The following is an 18,105-nucleotide window of genomic DNA, read 5'->3' as shown; positions in this document are numbered from 1 at the left end:
TGTCGATCCGGTCGAGCATCGGGCCAGAAATCTTCGCCTGATAACTCGCCATGCATCGCTCATTGGGCCGGGTGTGGCAGGCATAGCCGGGCTCGGTCGCCTTGCCGCAGCGGCAGGGATTCATCGCGGCGATCAGCTGGAAATTCGCGGGGTATACGGTGCGGTGGTTGGCACGCGAGATCAGCACCTCGCCGGTCTCCATCGGCTGGCGCAGCGCATCGAGCGCGTGCGCCTGGAACTCCGGCAATTCGTCGAGGAAGAGCACGCCGTGATGGGCGAGCGAGATTTCGCCGGGCCGGGCCTGCTGGCCTCCACCGACGAGTGCGGCCATCGAGGCCGAGTGATGCGGAGCACGGAAGGGGCGCCGGTCCGTCAACTCGCCATCGGCGAGATGGCCGGCGACCGAAAGCACCATCGAGACCTCCAGCAGCTCGCGCGGATCGAGCGGCGGCAGGATCGAGGGCAGGCGGCTCGCCAGCATCGACTTGCCGGCGCCGGGCGGCCCGTTCATCAGGAGATTGTGGCCGCCGGCGGCTGCGATCTCGAGGACGCGCTTGGCGCTCTCCTGGCCTTTGATGTCGCGCAGGTCGGGCAGCGGCCCGCCCTGACGGGCGACGGCGGGCTGCGGCCGCGCCATCACCTGCGTGCCCTTGAAATGGTTGGCGAGCTGGATCAGCGAGCGCGGCGCGACGATATCCAGATCGCGGGCCGCCCAGGCCGCTTCCGGCCCGCTGGCGGCGGGGCAGATCAGCCCCTGCCCTCGGCCATAGGCTGCGATCGCGGCCGGCAGCACCCCGGCAACCGGGGTGATCGAGCCGTCGAGGGCGAGTTCGCCAAGTACGGTGTAGCCGGCGAGCGCGTCAGCCGGGATCGCGCCGATCGCCGCCATGACCCCCAGCGCGATCGGCAGATCGTAATGGCTGCCTTCCTTCGGCAGGTCGGCCGGGGCGAGGTTGACCGTGATGCGCTTGGCCGGCAGCGCCAGCCCCGACGCGATCAGCGCGGCACGGACGCGCTCCTTGCTCTCGCCGACCGCCTTGTCCGGCAGGCCGACGAGGATGAAGGCGACGCCACCCGGCGTGACCTGGACCTGCACATCGACGGCGCGCGCCTCGATGCCTTCGAACGCTACCGTCGCGACCCGCGTCACCATTCCAAGCCCACCCCAGCTCCGCGCAGTGACGCTAGCGGAAGCGCGCCAGGGTTGCAAGAACATATGGGGAACTTACAAACCCCATCGCACGTTCGATGCGAACGATCGACTGCCGCACGAGGACGGGCCCACGGCGACACGGCTCATCAGGATGCTCACCGTCGCGTGACGATGCCGATCACGGATTTGGGCGCTGCACCGAGCCAGAGCAGGAGGAAGCCGAGCAGCAATCCGGCCGCTGCAGTCGGCACCTGCAGCAGATGGACCAGCACCGGGTCCCAGAGCATGGGATGGAGATTGCGCTCGACCGCGGGCTGCAGCTGACGGAAGCGCTCGCCGAGAAACGTCAGCGCGGTCTCGCCGAGCGGCGTGAAGCGCAGGGCCGAATTGGCGATCGAGCGCGCGCCATCGGTGAGCAGCGCGACGAAGCCGCCGGCGACGAGAAGGTAGCCCAGCATCCTGACGAGAACCCGCAAGCCTTCCCCCAATTCCCGCCACAGCCGGCGCCGCGAGAGCCTCGATCGGCCGCACCGGCGAATCTGCATGTGTCTCCTCGCCCGCGATCATGCAACGGCAAAGGACAATTGCACGCAACCCTGTGCGGCCTGCGGCTTTAGGCCTTGAAAGTCGCGCGCGTGGGCGCCATAAGCAGCGCGCCGGACAGGTGGCCGAGTGGTTGAAGGCGCACGCCTGGAAAGTGTGTATACGGGAAACCGTATCGCGGGTTCGAATCCCGCCCTGTCCGCCAGCTAGTCTCCCCGCTTCAGCCCTCGGCGCAGAACCGCTCGAAATGGCCGGTATTTCCGCGCTTTGAAGGCGCCGGGACGTTCTCTGTTCCACGGCAGCCGAGAACTTTTGCGCCTTTCAAAGGGCCGTTTCTCTGCTAGGCCCGCGCGACTGCGGTTCCGCACGACAACCGCAGTGACTAATTTTCTGTCAAGAGTTGGCCCCTGGCTGACATTTGGAACGTCCGCTCTCGGGCGGTTCATCTCAGAGGCTGGCATCAGTTCGATGACGTTCAGTAACCGCTTTCCCAATTCAACGTGTGATACATAGGTTCGACTGATATGGAGGTCGGAGTGATGCCGACCCGAATAGACGATGACGGCTGGACGTTGCCGGTGTTCCAGGCCTGCCTGCTACGCCGGAGGCCCAAGGCGGCGAACTAGATCTAATGCTCCAGCAGACAGGATTTGATGTCAGTGGGTACTGTAGGACCAAGATGGAAGTTGCGCGAGAGGCCGGGTTACCTCGTAGTAAGGCTGGCACGGTTGATGTCCCGCTACGCGGAAGAGCGGATTCAGCCTTTAGGCACCGGTCTTGCTGGATACCCAGTGATCAGTGCTCTCTCCGAGGGGGGCGAGCTGACGCAAAAGCAAATGACCGAACTTCTTGGGGTAGAGCAATCCAGCACGGCACAACTCTTAAGCCGGCTTGAACGCGACGGTTTTGTTACACGTCGCAAGGACCCGAAGGACGCCCGGAGCAGCTTCATTCGCCTTACCGAAAAAGCAAACTCCGCGTTGCCGGTCATTTCTGAGATAATGGATGACGGGAATGACTTAGCTGTGCAAGGCTTCAGTACGCAGGAGATCGAACAAGTAATCAATTTATTGAAGCGGATGCTCGCAAATTTTGAACGCTAGTAATTGGTCATAACATTTGTATGCTTGATTGAGCAACAGAAACACGGATCGGTTTGATCAGACCATACGCTTTCCGGCCGCCGCTTGTGGATGGACCGGCGCGACCGAGGTGTCGATTATCAGGACGTCGTCGTAAGACTTTTCTACGTGATTGAGCCGATTGCAGAAGCCGGCTTTGCGCAAGTTTTGAAGCGATGTATAGCGTCGTTGGTGACCGTAGAGGACTGGCGCATCCGTCCAGCGGCGCCGGAGCGACGCACACAGAAGATGCCGCTTAGAACCCGGCGGTCATCGAAACGGGGCACACCGCACGGCTTGTATGGGAAGATGCGGCTCGATCGTGTTCTACTCGAAATTGCTGAGTTCGTAGCGTTCGATCGCCGAACTCCTCTTTTCGATATTTAAACAGGAAAATCGCCGCCGCGGGACACCGACTGCCGCGCTTAAGAGGTCGGGCAGTGTCAACGGCGCAGACATGAAGTCGACCCTCTCCAGCGTGGGAAAGCTTCTTGCAGGAACTCTCGTCACGATATATAGGATCCTATAGAAATTGTATGCCGCGATTTTGGGCATGGAATTTCACATGCTTTAGGGGGCTAATTTGAAGGAATTTTTGTCACTAGGCTCGGTGTTGTCTGCTGCTTCGGCAATATTCATATACGCAGCCACAATCGGCACTGCCGGCGAAAATGTCTCACCTGTGTATGGCGTAGGCCTTCCAGAGGGTTATCGAGATTGGCGAGTCATAACCGTCGCTCACGAGGCAGGCCAGAACAACGACATCCGTGCGGTTATTGGGAACGACGTCGCCTACGAAGCGTTCCGCGCTGGCACGCTGCCCTTCCCTGACGGAGCGATAATTGTCCGACTTGCTTACGAGTTTAAGTCATCACCACGGAATGACGCTGTATTCCCGGCGCCACAGTCGTACATTGCTGGCAATCCGACCAACGTGCAGATCAGCGTCAAAGACTCGAAAAAGTATGCTGACAGCGACGGCTGGGGTTATGGGCAATTTGAGAACGGGATTGCAAATCAGAGCATCCCACTGACAAAATCCTGTTTCGCCTGTCACCAAAAACTCGATCGTAAAAATGATTTCGTCTTCAGCCATTACTCTCCGTAATATCTAAGATCATGCTCTCGGAGAAAACTATTATAATAAGCTATCGGATATACCGCTTGAAATGTTCTTCAAATCGCAAAAAAGATCTAGACTTGCAAATTATAAATGCCATCTTGGTTTCTAATTGAAAGGAAGTACCCATGTCCAAATTTGCTGCAAGCCTTGCCGTTGCCGGTGCTCTGCTTTCGGGTAACGCAGTTGCCCAGCCTGCGAGGCCTACCATCGTACTTGTTCACGGCGCCTTTGCCGATTCTTCGAGTTGGAATGGTGTTACGAAGTTACTGCAAAGCAAAGGCTACCGTGTGATCGCCGCCGCAAATCCGTTGCGCAGCGTCTCGTCCGACGCAGCCTATGTCTCCGATATAGTTGCAAGCATCGACGGCCCTGTCGTTCTAGTAGGCCACTCGTATGGCGGCCAAGTGATCACCACCGCCGCGAATGGCAGGAACAACGTCAAGTCGTTGGTCTATGTGGCGGCATTTGCTCCGGATGAAGGCGAAGCAGCAGCCGATTTGGCAGGTAAGTTCCCCGGTGGCACCCTCGGCAAGGCACTTGCCGCTCCTGTTAAGCTGGCCGATGGTGGGACTGAGCTCTCCATCGATCAGGTCAAGTTCCGAGATCAATTTGCCCATGACGTGGGCGCCGCTGACGCTGCGCTGATGGCAGCCGGCCAGCGGCCGATCACCGCGGCGGCACTGACAGAAAAGTCAGGCAAACCGGCTTGGAAAGTGCTTCCCTCCTACTTCATCTACGGCGATGGTGACAAAAACATCCCCGCCAAAGCGCTAGGCTTCATGGCTGAGCGGGCAGGCTCGAAGCGCACGGTCGTCGCAGAAGGCGCGTCTCACGTGGTGATGGTGTCCCAGCCACAGGCCGTTGCTGGTCTCATCGAGGAAGCTGCGAGGTAACGCCAGCGGCACGGATGGCTGACCGCTGAGGCCGATGCAGACTGGGCCAGTCTGCAATCGCCCGAGAACCCTTTGATCGCGGGAACCGAGATCGGCTACAATGCCGGTTTCGGTCATGCTGTCGGTCCTGCGCCAACAAGGCGTCACGGCGGTGCTGACGGCGGTGCTGGAGGATTCATCCTGCAATGGCGGCGCCGCTGTCGCGACCTATGCTGCCGCAGGTGGCATGCGGGCCAAGATCCTGGTCCCGGCGTCGACCCAGCCCGGCAAGACAGTGCAGATGCGCGCTCACTGCGCCAAGGTCGAGCTCATCGATGGCCCGCGCCAAGCGACGGCCGACGAGGCAATCCGACAATCCGACCAGCTCTTTTATGCTAGCTATAATTGGCAGGCCTTCTTCCTGGAGGGCACCAAGACGCTCGCCTACGAACTATGGGAGGACCTCGCTTCCGCGCTCCCGACAACATCATTATGCCGATGGGCGCCGCAGCAACGTGCTCGGCTGTGACATTGGCTTTGGCGAGTTGCTGCGTGCTGGCCAGATCGCGAAGCTGCCTCGGCTTTTCGGCATTCAGCCAGCACGCTGCGCTCCGATCCATGCAAGCTTTCATGCCCAAAGCGAGTGCGCCGTTCCGATCGAAACCGGTCCGACCATTGCAGAGGGCACAGCGATCGCACAGCCGGTACGACTACGCGAGGTCCTACAGGCGCTGTGGCGCTCCCGCGGCGGAACCGTTGCGCTTTCTGAGGAGGCGATCGAGAAGGCCCTATGGCAGAGTGCTGAGGCTGGCCTATACATCGAGCCAACTTCCGCAGGTGTCATCGGTGCGTTCCGGCATTGCAGGCGAATGGCGATATCTTACCGGGGGAAACCGCGGTCCTCGTTCCAACCGGCTCCGGTCTCAAGGCTACAGCGCGAATTTCCGAATTGATAGAATGCGCTCGTAAACGATGCGCGTAAGCTTGGCCGCCAGCCGGGCTACGAATGTCCGCTTGCGGGCAGGTTCCAATGTCCGCAAGTGGCGCGACCCGCCAAGTCATCTGCATCGTTAAATACCGCTGACACCGCCGTCGACGAGGAGCTCGGTGCCGACAACGAAGGCGGATTCATCCGAGGCCAGGAACACGGCGGCCTTGGCAAGTTCGAGCGGCGTGCCCATGCGGCCGATCGGGACCAGCCGCCGGATATCGTCTCGCAGTGCGGCCTCGGCCTGCACCTCCAGGCCCAGCTTGCCGAGCGCGGGTGTCTCGGTCGGACCCGGGCTCAGCCCGTTCACGCGGATGCCGCGATCCTTGAGCTCCCCCGACAGCGTGTGCGCGAGAGATAGAAGCCCGGCTTTGCTCGCGGCATAGGCGCTCGACTGCGGCAGGCCGATATGTGCGGACACCGAACCGCACAGGATGATCGATGCAGGATTGGCGAACAGCGGCAGCAGCGCGCGGATCAGGAAGAACGGACCTTTCAGATTCGTCGCCATCAACGCATCGAACGTCGCCTCGTCCCATTCGGCCAACGGACGATGGGTGACCTCACCGGCGTTGACATAGAGGATGTCGAGCTGCGGCCATGCCCCCGCCAGGTCGGTGGCCACGATCGCCTGCCCGGCGCTGTCGCCCGCGTCGCTGCGGATCGCCAGCACCGTCCCGCCGAGCTCGCGCCGGGCTTTCTCCAGCCCAGCCGCCGAACGGCCGGTGATCGCCACCGTCGCGCCCTCGGCAAGGAACTGCCGGGCCGTCTCCAGGCCGATGCCGCTCGTTCCCCCGGTGATGAGCGCGTATTTGCCTGCCAACCTCGTCATGCCGCTCTCCATTCAGGCAAAGCGCCCCCGGCGTCGCGTTCAGTGATTGCCGCGCGGAACGCCGTGGATCGCCGCGATGCGCTGGTGGCGGAGCGCCTCTTCCAGAACCATGCCGCCATCGAGTTGGCCGACATGCCGGCGGAACAGGGTTTGCCAGGGTGTCTGGTCGATCAGGCCCGGCAGCACCAGGTCCTTCCGCCGCCGCGCCAGTTCGTCGTTGCCGACGAGCATGTCGGCGCTGCGCTTGTTCAGGTCGATCCGAATGCGGTCGCCGGTCCGCAGCAGCGCCAGGCCGCCGCCCGCTGCCGCTTCCGGTGAAGCGTTCAGGATCGAGGGGCTGCCGGAGGTTCCGCTCTGGCGCCCGTCGCCGATGCAAGGCAGTTCTTCGATACCGCGACGGACCAGAGCGTCCGGCGGCAGCATGTTCACCACCTCCGCTCCGCCGGGATAGCCGAGCGGACCGACATGGCGGATGACGAGTATCGAGTCCTCGTCGATGCCGAGCGCCGGATCGTTGATCCGGGCGTGGTAGTCCTCCGGACCTTCGAATACGACGGCCCGTCCTTCGAAAGCGTCCTCGTCTCCTGGACGGCGGAGATAGCGACGCCGGAATTCCTCCGAGATCACCGAGGTCTTCATGATCGCGCTGTCGAAGAGATTGCCGGACAGGACGGCAAAGCCAGCGGCGTCGCGCAGCGGGCGTGCGATCGGCCGGATGACCTCTTCGTCGAGGATGCGTGCTCCGGCGTTGTCCTCGCCCAGCGTGCGCCCCGTCACGGTCAGGGTGCCTTCGTGCATCCGCCCTGCCTTGCGCAACTCGGCAATGACTGCCGGCAGACCACCGGCACGGTAATAGGCTTCGCCGAGATGCCGCCCGGCCGGCATCATGTCGACGAGCAGCGGCACGTCGTAGCCGATCCTGTCCCAGTCCGCGTTGTCGAGCGGAACGCCCATATGCCGCGCGATGGCGTTGAGATGGGGCGGACAATTCGTCGATGCGCCGATGGCGGATGCGCAGACGATCGCGTTCTCGAAGGCCGCGCGGGTCATGATGCGGGACGGCTTCAGATCCTCCCATACCATCCCGACGATCCGGGCGCCGGTCGCGTGAGCGACCTGCGCGCGTTCGCGATATGGCGCCGGTATCGCGGCCGAGCCGGGCAGGCTCATGCCGAGCGCTTCGGCCAGCGCGTTCATCGAGCTCGCCGTGCCCATCGTGTTGCAGTGGCCGATGCTCGGCGCCGAGGTCGAGACGATGTCCATGAAGGCGTCGGTGTCGATCTCGCCAGCAGCGAGGCGCCTGCGCGCGTCCCAGATTACCGTGCCGGAGCCGACGAGCCTGCCGTCTGCGTGCCCGTCCAGCATCGGTCCGCCGGAGAGCACGATCGCGGGTATATCGACGGTCGCCGCCGCCATCAGGCAGGCCGGCGTGGTCTTGTCGCAGCCAGTGGTCAGCACGACGCCGTCAAGCGGATAGCCGAACAGGATCTCGACAAGGCCGAGATAGGCGAGATTGCGATCGAGCGCGGCCGTCGGGCGCTTGCCGGTTTCCTGGATCGGATGGACAGGGAACTCGAAGGGAATGCCGCCAGCCTGCAGGATGCCCTCGCGCACGCGCTGCGCAAGTGCCAGGTGGTGGCGATTGCAGGGCGCGAGGTCGCTGCCGGTCTGGGCGATGCCGATGATCGGCTTGCCCGTTTGCAGCTCCGCCCGCGTCAGGCCGTAATTGAGATAGCGCTCCATATAGAGCGCGGTCATGCCGGGATCGTCCGGGTTGCTCCACCAGAGCTGGCTGCGCAGGCGGGGCTTGGCTTGCTCGCTCATCGCTCGTGTCTTCCATCAGCGCGCCAGGAAGCCGCCGTCGACGGGCAGCGTATGGCCGGTGACCATTCCGGAGGCCCGGCTGGCGAGATAGAGGAAGGCGCCGGCAATCTCTTCGGGCTCGGCGAGGCGCCCCATGGGGGTCGCGGCCTCGATTTCGGCCTGCATGCCCGGCCGGTCGAGCAGGCCCGCAGTGAGAGCCGTGCGCACGAACCAGGGAGCGACGGCGTTCACACGAATGCCGGTACGCGCCCATTCGATCGCCAAGGCCCGGGTCATGTTGACGATCGCGCCCTTGGTCGTCTGGTACGACACGTTGGGGTAGAGCCCGCCGGACAGCCCCATCACCGAAGCGGTATTGACGATCCTGCCTTCGCCCGCCGGCAGCATGTGGCGAGCGGCGGCGCGGGCACAGAGGAACATGCCGGTCATGTTCACCGCGACAACGCTGTTCCAGTCGGCGCTCGACAGTTCGAGCGTGGGATGGCGGATGGCGATGCCGGCATTGTTGACCAGCACGTCGAGGCGCCCGTGCCGCCGCACGACATCGGCGAAGAAGGCATCGACCGCCCGTTCGTCGGCGACGTCGAGCGACGGTTCGCCATTGCGGTCGGCGACGATCACGCTGGCGCCGGCCTCGCGCAGGGCCTCGACGACCGCCGCGCCGATGCCGCTGGCCCCGCCGGTGACGATGGCGACTTCGCCGTCCATGCGGAAACGATCGAGGATGCTCATGCTGCTTGCTCCGCGCGTGCTTGCGACTTTGAGGGCCCCAGGCCGAGGATTTCGCGGGCCTCGCCGGGCGTCGCCGGCTCCATGCCGAGTTCGCGGATGATGCGCACCATCCGCTCGACCAGGCGCGAGTTGGTCGTCGGCTCGCCGGGCAGATAGTCCAGGTTGTCCTCGAGCCCGACGCGGACATGGCCGCCGAGCAGCAGCGCGTGGGTGGTTGCAGGAAGCTGCGCCGCGCCGGCCGCCGCCACGGAGAACACCGAGCCTGCCGGCAGCAATTCTACCATCATCTGGAGAATCTTGGGTGAATAGGGCATGGCGCCCTGGAAGACATGATCGAAGCCGAGACAGAGATTGACGATGTGCGGGGCCGGCTCGAGCCCCTCTGCGGTGAGCGTGCGCATGTCCTGCATCAGATGGGCCGGGCTGAACGCCTCCCATTCCGGCTTGATGGCCCTGTCGCGCAGGCGCTGCGCGAAAATGCGGGCGCGTCGCGGCGAGGCCGTCAGCAGAGTCTCGCGGCCGGCGAGCGTGGCGAGAACCGTCATGGCGTTCAGCGTGACGATCTCCGCGCCGGCGTCGGCCGCCTTCATGCGCTCGTCGAGATCGACCTCCCAGAGATCGTCGCTGAGTCTGCGGCCCATCGCGCCGGTGACGCCACCGCCGCCGGAATTGTTGATGACGATGTCGCAGCGCTCGCGGATCAAAGTATTGATCCGGCCATAGATCGCCGCGTCGCAGGTCGGTTCGTCATTGGGAAGGCGGGCATGCAGCGCCGCGACGGAGGCGCCCGCCGCATGACAGCGCGCGACGTCCTCTGCGATCTCGTCCGGCTGCGTCGGCAGATGCGGGTTCTGGGCCCGGGTCGCGAATCCGCCCGTCGGCGCCACGGTGACGATGACCTTCCGGCTCATGGCTTCGCCTCCGCTCCGGCTTCGGAGAATTCGTGGGCGAGCGCGGCCAGCCAGATCGCGACCGCCTCCGCGCCGGGGTCGGGATGGCCCGCGACCCGGTCGCCGAGATAGCTCGAACGGCCCTTGCGCGGCGTCATGCCGGCCGTGGCGGCTGCGCCTTCCCGTGCTGCGGCAACAGCCTGCGCCAGAGCGGTGGATACGGGCGCTCCGCTCCCCACAGCTCCGGAAAACGCCTCGGCCGCTGGGATCAGCGCGTCGAGCATGGTGCGATCGCCGCGGGCGGCGCCTCCTAGTTCGGAGATACCGGTGCAGGAAGCCGTGAGCGCTTCGGCCCAGGCGTGCGCGGACGGGTCATTCGTCTTGCGCAGGACTTCCGACGCCCGCAACGCGGCGATGGCATAGAGCGGGCCTGAGGTGCCGCCGATGCTGCGCCGGAGCGTCTGCGATACGAGCCTGAGCAGGCTCGCCTCGTCAGCAGGCAGATTGCCAGCGAAGGCCTTGTCCAGTGCGTCGGCACCACGGCGGAGGCTGAAGCCGAGATCGCCGTCTCCCACGGCCTGGTCGAGCGTTGTGAGGCGGGCCTCCTGCACCCGGATGGCATGCGAAATCGCGCCCAGGACATGGCGGAAGCGCCGCGCCTTCGGCCCGAGCTCTACCGCGGTCGCCTCGACGGACTCTGCGCCGGCAGCCATCTGCACTCGATTGGGCTCCACCGGCGGCGTCGCTCCCGCCTGCCAGCTCGCCGAGAATGCCGGAGCATCGAGACGCGCCAAGCGGCCTGCATCGAGCCTCATCAGCGAGAGCGAGCAGCCCTGCATGTCGAGCGCGGTCAGATTGCTGCCGCACCAGCTACGACGCACGGTGATGCCGCGTTTGCGCAACGCGGCGAGGGCCGCCCGGGCGACGATGGCCAGTTCCATCGGCGGCGTGCCGCCGAGCCCGTTGACGAGGAGGGCCGTCTGATCGTTCGCGCCGAAGCCCCGATCGGCGACGATCCGATCGATAAGCGTCTCGACGAGCGCATCGGCGCCATCGAGATGGGCTCGTTCGATCCCGGCCTCGCCATGGATGCCGAGCCCGAGCTCGATCTCGTTGGCGGCGAGATCGAAGCCCGCTGAATCGGCGCCGGGCACCGTGCAGCCCGACAGGGCGACGCCCATGGTGCCGGTCGCGGCGATGGCGGCCTCGACCTCGGCTTTGATCTCGGCAAGCGGGAGGCCTGCAGCAGCGCAGGCCCCTGCAACCTTGTGAACCAGAACCGTGCCGGCGATGCCGCGCCGGCCCGCACCGCCGCCCGTGCCGAGTGCGACGTCGTCATCGACGATCACCATCTCGACGGGAATGCCTTCCGTGCGGGCGATATCGGCGGCGAGGCCGAAATTGAGCCGGTCTCCGGTGTAGTTCTTGACGATCAGCAGCACGCCGGCTTGGCCGCCGACTGCGCGGATCGCGGCAAGGACCGCATCCGTGCTCGGCGAGGTGAAGACGTCGCCGGAGACCGCGGCCGTCAGCAGGCCCTCGCCGACATAGCCGGCATGGGCTGGCTCGTGGCCGGCGCCTCCGCCGGAGATCAGCGCGACCCCGCCCCTCGCCGCGAGCTCGGCGGCGTCGCGCCGCAGCACGACGTTCTCGCCCGCGAGCAGCGCCAGGCGCTCGTCGAGGCCGACGAGCCCCTCCAGCATCTGCCCGACCACATCGCGCGGATCGTTGATCAGCTTTTTCATTCCCACTCCTCCGACTATCGCGCTCAGGCGGCCGCGCACCGGGGCTCGGCGATGCCGAGAATCTCCCTCGCCTCCTGCGGTGTCGCGATGTCGCGCCCCATGCTGCGGGCCAGGGCCGCAATATGGCGGACGATATCGGCATTGCGCGGTTTGCCGCCGAGTTCGAGATAGGGATGGTCGCCGAGCCCGAAGGAGAGATGTCCGCCCTCGGCGATGGCGATGCTGGCGATCGGCTGCACGCTGCCGGGATAGACCAGTGCCAGCCACTCGCTCGGCCCGTTGCGCGGCAGGAAGTCGAGATGGGCCGAGAGGCCGCGATAAGTACCGGGGTGGCCCGCGAAAAGCCCGCTCTCCGACATCAGCAAGCCGATATAGGCAGGTCCCCGGATCAGCCCCATCTCAATGAAGGCGTCGACGGTGCGCGTACAGCCGATGTTCCAGCAGGTGTGGACCGTCTTGACGCCAGCCGCCTGAATCTCGCGAGTGAAGTATTTCAGCAGCTTGGTCGGGTTGTGGAAGACGAGGTCGTCGGTGACGAACTCCTTCTTGTCCTTCGCGTAGACATCGACGTTCATCGAGGCCATGTCGACGGGCGCGATGTCGGGCCTTGTCTTCGGGTTGCGCGCGAGCTTGAGGATGTGCTCGACGCGTCGTTCCGACGGGGTGAGCGTGACGTAGCCGAGCGTCGAATGCACAAGCACGTCGGGCGCCTTCTCGCGGATGCGCTCGATCGTCTCGGCATAGGTCTCGAAGCTGTTCTCCGGCTCGCCTGTCACACCGTCGCGGCCGTGGAAATGCACGCAGGTTGCACCGGCCTCATAGCATTCGGCGGCGTCCTCGGCGATCTCGGCCGGTGACCACGGCACATTCGGGTTCTCGTCGCGCATGGCGTACTCGTTCATGCGCACGTCGATGATCATCTTCTTCATGGAGCGTTCTCCGGCATGCGGGGCGCCGCGATGGTAAGCCCGTCAGTTGTCATTGGAATCGAGCCAGGTCTGGGAGGTGACGCCGCCGTCGACGACGAGCGATTGCCCGGTGATGAAGTCGGCCTCGTCCGAGGCGAGGAAGAGGGCGGCATGGGCGACGTCCCAGCCCGTGCCCATCTTGCCGCGGGGGATCTGGCGGTCGCGCTTGCGCATCATCTCGTCGAAATCCGCAGCGCCATAGGCGTCACGCAGCACGGTAATCATCGGCGTTTCGAGGAAACCGGCGGTGACCGCGTTGCAGCGAATTCGCTGCCGCGCATATTGCAGCGCGATCTGCTTGGAAAACGGCACGATCGCGCCCTTCGAGGCGGCGTAGGCGAGGAGCGGCACGCCGGTCCAGCGGATGCCGGCGATCGCGCCCATATTCACGATCGCGCCGCCGCGCCCCTCGCGCTCGAACTGCGCCAGCATGATCGGGATGACCGCCTTGCAGGTCAGGAACATGCTCTTGATGTTGGCGGCCATCAGCCGGTCCCAGTCGGCCTCGGCCGTGTCCAGCGGGCCGCCGACATGGGCAATGCCGACATTGTTGTGCAGCACGTCGATGCGGCCGTAGCGTTCCAGGCAGGCCTCGGCCAACCGGCCGACCGCTTCGGCGTCCGTCACGTCGGCGACGTGGGTTTCGCATATACCGCCACGCTCCAGGATCGCGGCGCGCGTAGCCTCGACCGCTTCGACATTGCGGTCCACCGCGAAGATCTCGGCGCCCTCGCGGGCGAAGACGGCGGCGGTCGCGCGGCCATTGCCCCAGCCGTCGCCGACCGAGCCGGCTCCGGTGACGATCGCGACCTTTCCGGCCAACCGCGGCGGCCGGCCTGCGAGTTCCGGCGGAGTCCCGACGCCCACCGCGTCTTGTTGTGCCGTGGCCATCACGCGGTTCTCCCGGCGATCGAGGTCCGCTGAAGGGGTCCTTCGCCGACCAGGCTCAGTCGCGCCGGCGCCGCTCCGCGTTCGCCACGGATTTCGTGCAGCACGCGCGCCCTAAGTTCGGCGAAAAGCGGCTCCGATTTGGTGGCGATCTGGTCGCGTGGCGTCGGCAACGGCACGGCGAGCGTGTCGACCACCTCGGCCGGCGAGCCGCGCAGCACCACGACCCGATCCGAGAGGTAGATCGACTCGTCGATGTCATGCGTCACGACGACGACCGACATGCCGAGCCGTTCGCGCAGGCCCAGCGTCAGGTCCTCCAGCTCAGCGCGTGTCTGGGCATCGACGGAGGCGAAGGGCTCGTCCATCAGCAGCAGTCGCGGCTCGCAGGCGATCGCCCGGGCGATCGCGACGCGCTGCTGCATGCCGCCGGACAGTTGCCAGGGATATTTCCGCTCGTGTCCCTTGAGGCCGACAGCCTCGATGGCAGCTTCCGCAGCGCTGTCGCGCCTGCCGGCATCGGCGATCCGATGGCGCAGGGGCAGCGTGATATTCCCCAGCACGCTGAGCCAGGGCATCAGCGAGCGGCCGTAGTCCTGGAAGACCACCGCGATATCCTTGTGCGGCCGGTCGATCACTGCGCCATCGAGGGTCACGGTGCCGGCGACGGGCCGCGACAGCCCGGCGATGCAGCGCATCAGCGTCGACTTGCCGACACCTGAGGGGCCGACGAGGCAGGCGATTTCGCCCCGCTCGACGGTGCAATTCAGGTTCCGGAAGATGACTTTCGCCTGCGTGCCGGAGCCGTAGCTCATCGACAGATCATTGATCTCTAGCATGTCAGCGTTCCCTGCGATGAGAGCTGTCGAAGCCGGAGGCGGCGTGGCTGTGATGCCAGCCGAGCGCACGCCTCTCGGCCAGGCTCATCAGGCCGTTGAGGGCGTAGCCGATGATGCCGAGCATGATCAGCGCGGCCCACATCTGCGGCATGTCCCAGCCTTGCGTCGCCGACAGGATGACGTAGCCGATGCCACGGGTGGAGGCGAAGAGCTCGCTGCCCACGGTCGCCACCAGTGCGATCGACACGGCCAGCCGCAGGCCCGCGAAGATTTGCGGGCTCGCCGCCGGCAGGACGACGCGCATGAGGGTGTCGCGCTTGCGAAGCCCCATCGTCGCGGTCGCGTCCCGCAGCGTCGGGTCGATCATCCTGACGCCCTCTGTGGTGTTGAGCAGGACGGGCCACAGCGTACCGAAGGCGATGATCGCGATCTTCTCTCCGTCCCCCGTACCCATCAGCATGATCACGAGCGGGATCAGCGCGATCACCGGCACGGCGCGCATCACTTCCAGCAGCGGCAGGGCGAGCCGCGCCAGCGGGGACAGACCGAGAGCGACGCCGAGGGCCACACCCAGGCCGGCTCCGATCGCAAAGCCGGCGGCGAGATTGCGCAGGCTCGGCAAAAGGTCGCTGCCGACCCTGGCAAAGAGCCAGTCCGAGGCGAACCGATCGAGAATTTGCGCCAATGGCGGGAAATAGAGCGACGTGCTTCCGCGCGAACTCAGCCACCAGAGCAGCACCAGCAGGGCCGGTAGCCAAAGTTCGAGCGCGAGGCCGCGCCAACGCAGGGCGCTCACGGCCGCCTCCTGCGCGCCGGGCTCCAGGGCACGAGCGACCCCTCGGCGAGATAGGTCGCGAGCGTCATCGCGACGCCCAGCCCGATCGCGACCAGCGTATAGGCATAGACGTCGAGGACCGCGCCGACGCTCTGGGCGACCGCAATCGCCGCGCCGACGCCTGGCACATAAGTGAGTACCTCGATGCCGATGCAGAGCAGAAGACCCATGACGGCGGCAAGCCGCAGTCCGGTGATGAGATAGGGCGTCACAGCCGGCATCAGCACATGCCGGAGCAGCGTGGCCTTCGGCAGGCGAAAGGCTCGGCCGGTCTCGACCAACATCGGGTCGATGTCGCGCACGCCATGGCTGACCTGCAGCATGATCGGCCACAGCATGGTCGGTACGGTCACCATAAGCTCGGTCTGCCGGCGCGCGCCGAACAGCAGCAGCGCCAGCGGGATTAGCCCCAGCGGCGGGACGCTCCGCAGCGCATCGACCAGCAGCCGGCTGCTCTGCCGCGCGAAGGCGCTCGATCCGAGAAGGATGCCGAGCGGAACGGCGATCGACGTCGCGATCAGCAGCGAGATCGCCCAGCCGGTAAGGGTCTCGCCGATGCGGGCCGGAACGTCGCCGGCGGCGATCAGCGCGGCCAGGCGCAGCAGCGTCGCGTCGAGCCGGGGCAACACGTCGGGCCCGACCTTGCCGCTGAGCACGAGGAGATGCCACGCCGCCAGCGGGAGCAGCAGGAAGGCTGCCTTGCCGAGCCAGGGGCCGATCGGCCGCGGCGGCGATCGGCGCGCCGGCGTACCGGCCGAGGGAAGGGAGACGAGACCGCTCACGGCGCCAGCACCAGAGCGGACGGATCGACCGTGCCCTTCGCGAAGCTGTAATCCTCGAACAGCTTCTTCACCTGCGCCACCTGGGCGACCGTGACTTCGGCCGAGAGCTTCGGCAGCGCCGAGGCCTTGGCGTCGGCTTCAGGCGTGTTGAAACCTTTCATCAGGGCCTCCGGCACATCCTGCGGGTGGCTCTCGGCATACGCGATCGCCTCTGCCACGGCCGCGCGCAGCGCTCGCATCGTATCCGCATTGGCCTTGGCGTAGTCGCGCGAGGCGATCAGGACGAGGCGCGGCAGATCGGCGAAGGCGAGGAAGTTCGGATTGCCGAAGGGAGCCGCGAACGCTCCGCTCGCCATGAAGGAGGAGTAGAAGGGGTCGTGGACCACGGCCGCCTGTACGTCGCCGTTCTGAACGGCACCCTTCATCGCGGGCGGCGGCAGCACGGTAAATTTAAGGCTGTGCGCATCGCCGCCGAAGCGGTCGACCGTCACGCGGGCGGCGAGTTCGTCGGCGCTGTTCAGCGCCACGACCGCAATCGTCTTGCCGTTGAGGTCGGCGCCCGAGCGGACATCCCCCTTGCGGACGATCAGGCCATCGGGGTCGGCTCCGGAGCTTCCCTTCGCCCAGCGGCTGAGGCCGCTCACGACCCCGATCGGCAATCCGGCCGCGCTGGCGGAGGCGGTATGTTGCAAGGAGTTGAGCGCGACATCGACCTGTCCGCTCATCGTCGATTGCACGATCGAGGCTGTCGACAACGTGCTGATTGTGACCTTGAGCCCATGCTTCTCGAAGATGCCCCGGTCGCGCGCCAGCAAAAGGACTGCGGCATCGACGATCGGGAAGACGCCGAGCTTCAATTCGCGCAGCTTGCCAGCGCCGGTCTGCGCGACCGCCAGCGGGGACGCGGCGGCGGTGGACAGGGCAGCGATGCCGGCCAGAAAGTGACGTCGCGACAGATAGGACAAGCGCTTCATGGTTCCCTCCCCGGGGAAAATCGTGTAAACGACCTTGAGGTCTTATATTTACGATACGACCTGTATATGAATTAGTTCGAATGGCCCTGTCAAGAGATGTAGCGATGCCTAGGACAAACTCGGCCAAGCCGACGCCCGAGCCTTCCGGGGTCTTTGCCGGCAAGCCTCGTACGCGAGGGCGGCCCCGGCGGAGTGCAACCGATGCTGCCATCACCCGCGCCGTGCTCGATCTGCTGGCGGAGGTCGGCTACCAGCGCTTGTCCTATGACATGGTTGCGCAACGGACCGGCGCCACGCGGCCGACCATCTACCTTCGGGGCGCCAACAAGGTGCTCCTCGTTCTCGGTGCCCTGATCGAGGGCTATGGTATCGACCCAACGCCTGACACCGGATCCCTTGCAGGCGACCTGTTGGAATTGCAGCGCTCTCAGATCCGGTTCTGGAACGACCCCGTCATCGCCGGGCTGTTCCCCGGCCTGCTCGCCGATATCAGTGCCGAACCGGAGCTCGCCAGCAGTTGGTGGCACGGATTCGTGGCACCGCGCAGGGCATCCACATCGCGAGCTCTCGGGCGCGCACGGGCGCGTGGCGAACTAACAGGAGAGATCGATGCCGAATGGATTTGCGATCTCCTGACAGGCCCGCTGATCTGCCGCGCCTTTCTCGGCGGTTATCGACGACTGCCCGAGGAACTCGCGGAAGAAACGACGCGCTTCGTCATGAGCCGGCTGGCTGCAGACTAAGTCGACGATCCCGCTCGGAAAGTCGCCGCATTGCGCGTGTCGAAGCTCACGTGCTCACAGTTCGCTTGCTGACGTACATCGAAGGTCTGCCTCACTAGTCGGGCAGTTGGGTCAAGCGCGGATTGCACCTCTGTGCCGCGGTCTCGTTCACGCGGGTTACGCTTATCTTCGTAGTCTGGTGGCTTCTGTCGAGCGAGCCCGCTGCACGCATGCATCGGAGTGGGTCTGGAGAGCCTCGCATTTGGACGCGCTT

The 18,105-nt window shown here is 65.3% G+C and carries 19 protein-coding genes and 1 tRNA gene; 7 read left to right on the top strand and 13 right to left on the bottom strand.

Annotated features, from left to right (window positions below; all coding sequences use genetic code 11):
* Nucleotides 1-1,153: YifB family Mg chelatase-like AAA ATPase (locus CXY91_RS21595; RefSeq protein WP_100963246.1), on the bottom strand; the 1,153-nt coding region annotated here is incomplete at its 3' end.
* Nucleotides 1,154-1,308: 155 nt separating this feature from the next.
* Nucleotides 1,309-1,611, bottom strand: coding sequence for a hypothetical protein (locus CXY91_RS21590; protein WP_100963244.1), 303 nt, complete (start codon nucleotides 1,609-1,611; stop codon nucleotides 1,309-1,311).
* A 200-nt stretch (nucleotides 1,612-1,811) separates the two neighbouring features.
* Here CXY91_RS21590 and CXY91_RS21585 point away from each other — a divergent pair.
* The 6 genes from CXY91_RS21585 (at nucleotide 1,812) to CXY91_RS31160 (ending at nucleotide 5,765) form a co-directional block, all read left to right on the top strand.
* Nucleotides 1,812-1,901: transfer RNA gene (locus CXY91_RS21585), tRNA-Ser, on the top strand.
* Between the two features lie 526 nt (nucleotides 1,902-2,427).
* Nucleotides 2,428-2,799: a MarR family winged helix-turn-helix transcriptional regulator gene (locus tag CXY91_RS21580; protein WP_158673539.1), complete on the top strand. Its 372-nt coding sequence runs from the start codon at nucleotides 2,428-2,430 to the stop codon at nucleotides 2,797-2,799.
* Between the two features lie 601 nt (nucleotides 2,800-3,400).
* Nucleotides 3,401-3,925 (top strand): cytochrome P460 family protein, encoded by a 525-nt coding sequence (locus CXY91_RS21575; RefSeq protein WP_100963242.1) that lies wholly within the window; start codon nucleotides 3,401-3,403, stop codon nucleotides 3,923-3,925.
* Nucleotides 3,926-4,065: 140 nt separating this feature from the next.
* On the top strand, nucleotides 4,066-4,833 hold the full coding sequence (locus CXY91_RS21570) for an alpha/beta fold hydrolase (RefSeq protein WP_100963240.1): 768 nt from the start codon (nucleotides 4,066-4,068) through the stop codon (nucleotides 4,831-4,833).
* Between the two features lie 100 nt (nucleotides 4,834-4,933).
* Nucleotides 4,934-5,341, top strand: coding sequence for a pyridoxal-phosphate dependent enzyme (locus CXY91_RS31165; RefSeq protein ID WP_282569391.1), 408 nt, complete (start codon nucleotides 4,934-4,936; stop codon nucleotides 5,339-5,341).
* Nucleotides 5,328-5,765, top strand: coding sequence for a pyridoxal-phosphate dependent enzyme (locus CXY91_RS31160; protein WP_282569390.1), 438 nt, complete (start codon nucleotides 5,328-5,330; stop codon nucleotides 5,763-5,765). The genes CXY91_RS31165 and CXY91_RS31160 overlap by 14 nt, the downstream gene beginning before the upstream one ends.
* Nucleotides 5,766-5,882: 117 nt before the next feature.
* On the opposite strand, the gene CXY91_RS21560 is transcribed toward CXY91_RS31160, so the two are convergent.
* The 11 genes from CXY91_RS21560 to CXY91_RS21510 are packed head-to-tail and all read right to left on the bottom strand — an operon-like array spanning nucleotide 5,883 to nucleotide 17,109.
* Nucleotides 5,883-6,632, bottom strand: a complete 750-nt coding sequence (locus CXY91_RS21560; RefSeq protein ID WP_100963238.1) for an SDR family oxidoreductase — start codon at nucleotides 6,630-6,632, stop codon at nucleotides 5,883-5,885.
* Between the two features lie 39 nt (nucleotides 6,633-6,671).
* Complete coding sequence (locus CXY91_RS21555) at nucleotides 6,672-8,456, bottom strand: IlvD/Edd family dehydratase (RefSeq protein ID WP_100963236.1); 1,785 nt, start codon at nucleotides 8,454-8,456, stop codon at nucleotides 6,672-6,674.
* 15 nt (nucleotides 8,457-8,471) lie between these two features.
* Nucleotides 8,472-9,188, bottom strand: coding sequence for an SDR family NAD(P)-dependent oxidoreductase (locus tag CXY91_RS21550; protein WP_100963234.1), 717 nt, complete (start codon nucleotides 9,186-9,188; stop codon nucleotides 8,472-8,474).
* Nucleotides 9,185-10,099, bottom strand: a complete 915-nt coding sequence (locus tag CXY91_RS21545; protein ID WP_100963232.1) for a beta-keto acid cleavage family enzyme — start codon at nucleotides 10,097-10,099, stop codon at nucleotides 9,185-9,187. Before CXY91_RS21545 ends, CXY91_RS21550 begins: the two co-directional genes overlap by 4 nt.
* Nucleotides 10,096-11,823: a dihydroxyacetone kinase subunit DhaL gene (dhaL, locus tag CXY91_RS21540; protein WP_100963230.1), complete on the bottom strand. Its 1,728-nt coding sequence runs from the start codon at nucleotides 11,821-11,823 to the stop codon at nucleotides 10,096-10,098. The genes CXY91_RS21545 and dhaL overlap by 4 nt, the downstream gene beginning before the upstream one ends.
* A 23-nt stretch (nucleotides 11,824-11,846) precedes the next feature.
* Complete coding sequence (locus CXY91_RS21535; protein ID WP_100963228.1) at nucleotides 11,847-12,752, bottom strand: beta-keto acid cleavage family enzyme; 906 nt, start codon at nucleotides 12,750-12,752, stop codon at nucleotides 11,847-11,849.
* A 42-nt stretch (nucleotides 12,753-12,794) separates the two neighbouring features.
* The gene (locus CXY91_RS21530; RefSeq protein ID WP_100963225.1) at nucleotides 12,795-13,682 is read right to left on the bottom strand and encodes an SDR family NAD(P)-dependent oxidoreductase; all 888 of its coding nucleotides are present in this window, start codon (nucleotides 13,680-13,682) and stop codon (nucleotides 12,795-12,797) included.
* On the bottom strand, nucleotides 13,682-14,518 hold the full coding sequence (locus CXY91_RS21525) for an ABC transporter ATP-binding protein (RefSeq protein WP_100963223.1): 837 nt from the start codon (nucleotides 14,516-14,518) through the stop codon (nucleotides 13,682-13,684). Before CXY91_RS21525 ends, CXY91_RS21530 begins: the two co-directional genes overlap by 1 nt.
* Before the next feature lies 1 nt (nucleotide 14,519).
* Nucleotides 14,520-15,314, bottom strand: coding sequence for an ABC transporter permease (locus CXY91_RS21520; RefSeq protein WP_158673538.1), 795 nt, complete (start codon nucleotides 15,312-15,314; stop codon nucleotides 14,520-14,522).
* A complete protein-coding gene (locus CXY91_RS21515; protein WP_100963221.1) occupies nucleotides 15,311-16,135 on the bottom strand; it encodes an ABC transporter permease in 825 nt (274 codons plus the stop codon). Before CXY91_RS21515 ends, CXY91_RS21520 begins: the two co-directional genes overlap by 4 nt.
* Nucleotides 16,132-17,109 (bottom strand): ABC transporter substrate-binding protein, encoded by a 978-nt coding sequence (locus tag CXY91_RS21510; RefSeq protein WP_100963219.1) that lies wholly within the window; start codon nucleotides 17,107-17,109, stop codon nucleotides 16,132-16,134. The genes CXY91_RS21515 and CXY91_RS21510 overlap by 4 nt, the downstream gene beginning before the upstream one ends.
* 221 nt (nucleotides 17,110-17,330) lie before the next feature.
* Here CXY91_RS21510 and CXY91_RS21505 point away from each other — a divergent pair, with 221 nt between their 5' ends.
* Nucleotides 17,331-17,852, top strand: coding sequence for a TetR-like C-terminal domain-containing protein (locus tag CXY91_RS21505; RefSeq protein ID WP_158673537.1), 522 nt, complete (start codon nucleotides 17,331-17,333; stop codon nucleotides 17,850-17,852).
* The last annotated feature ends 253 nt before the right edge of the window (nucleotides 17,853-18,105 follow it).

The sequence above is a fragment of the Allobosea sp. FBZP-16 genome, from assembly GCF_002831785.1.
GTDB classification, from domain to species: Bacteria; Pseudomonadota; Alphaproteobacteria; order Rhizobiales; family Beijerinckiaceae; genus Allobosea; species Allobosea lupini.
The sequence above is the reverse complement of the archived record's forward strand: the minus strand, read 5'-3'. Positions and strand labels throughout refer to the sequence as shown.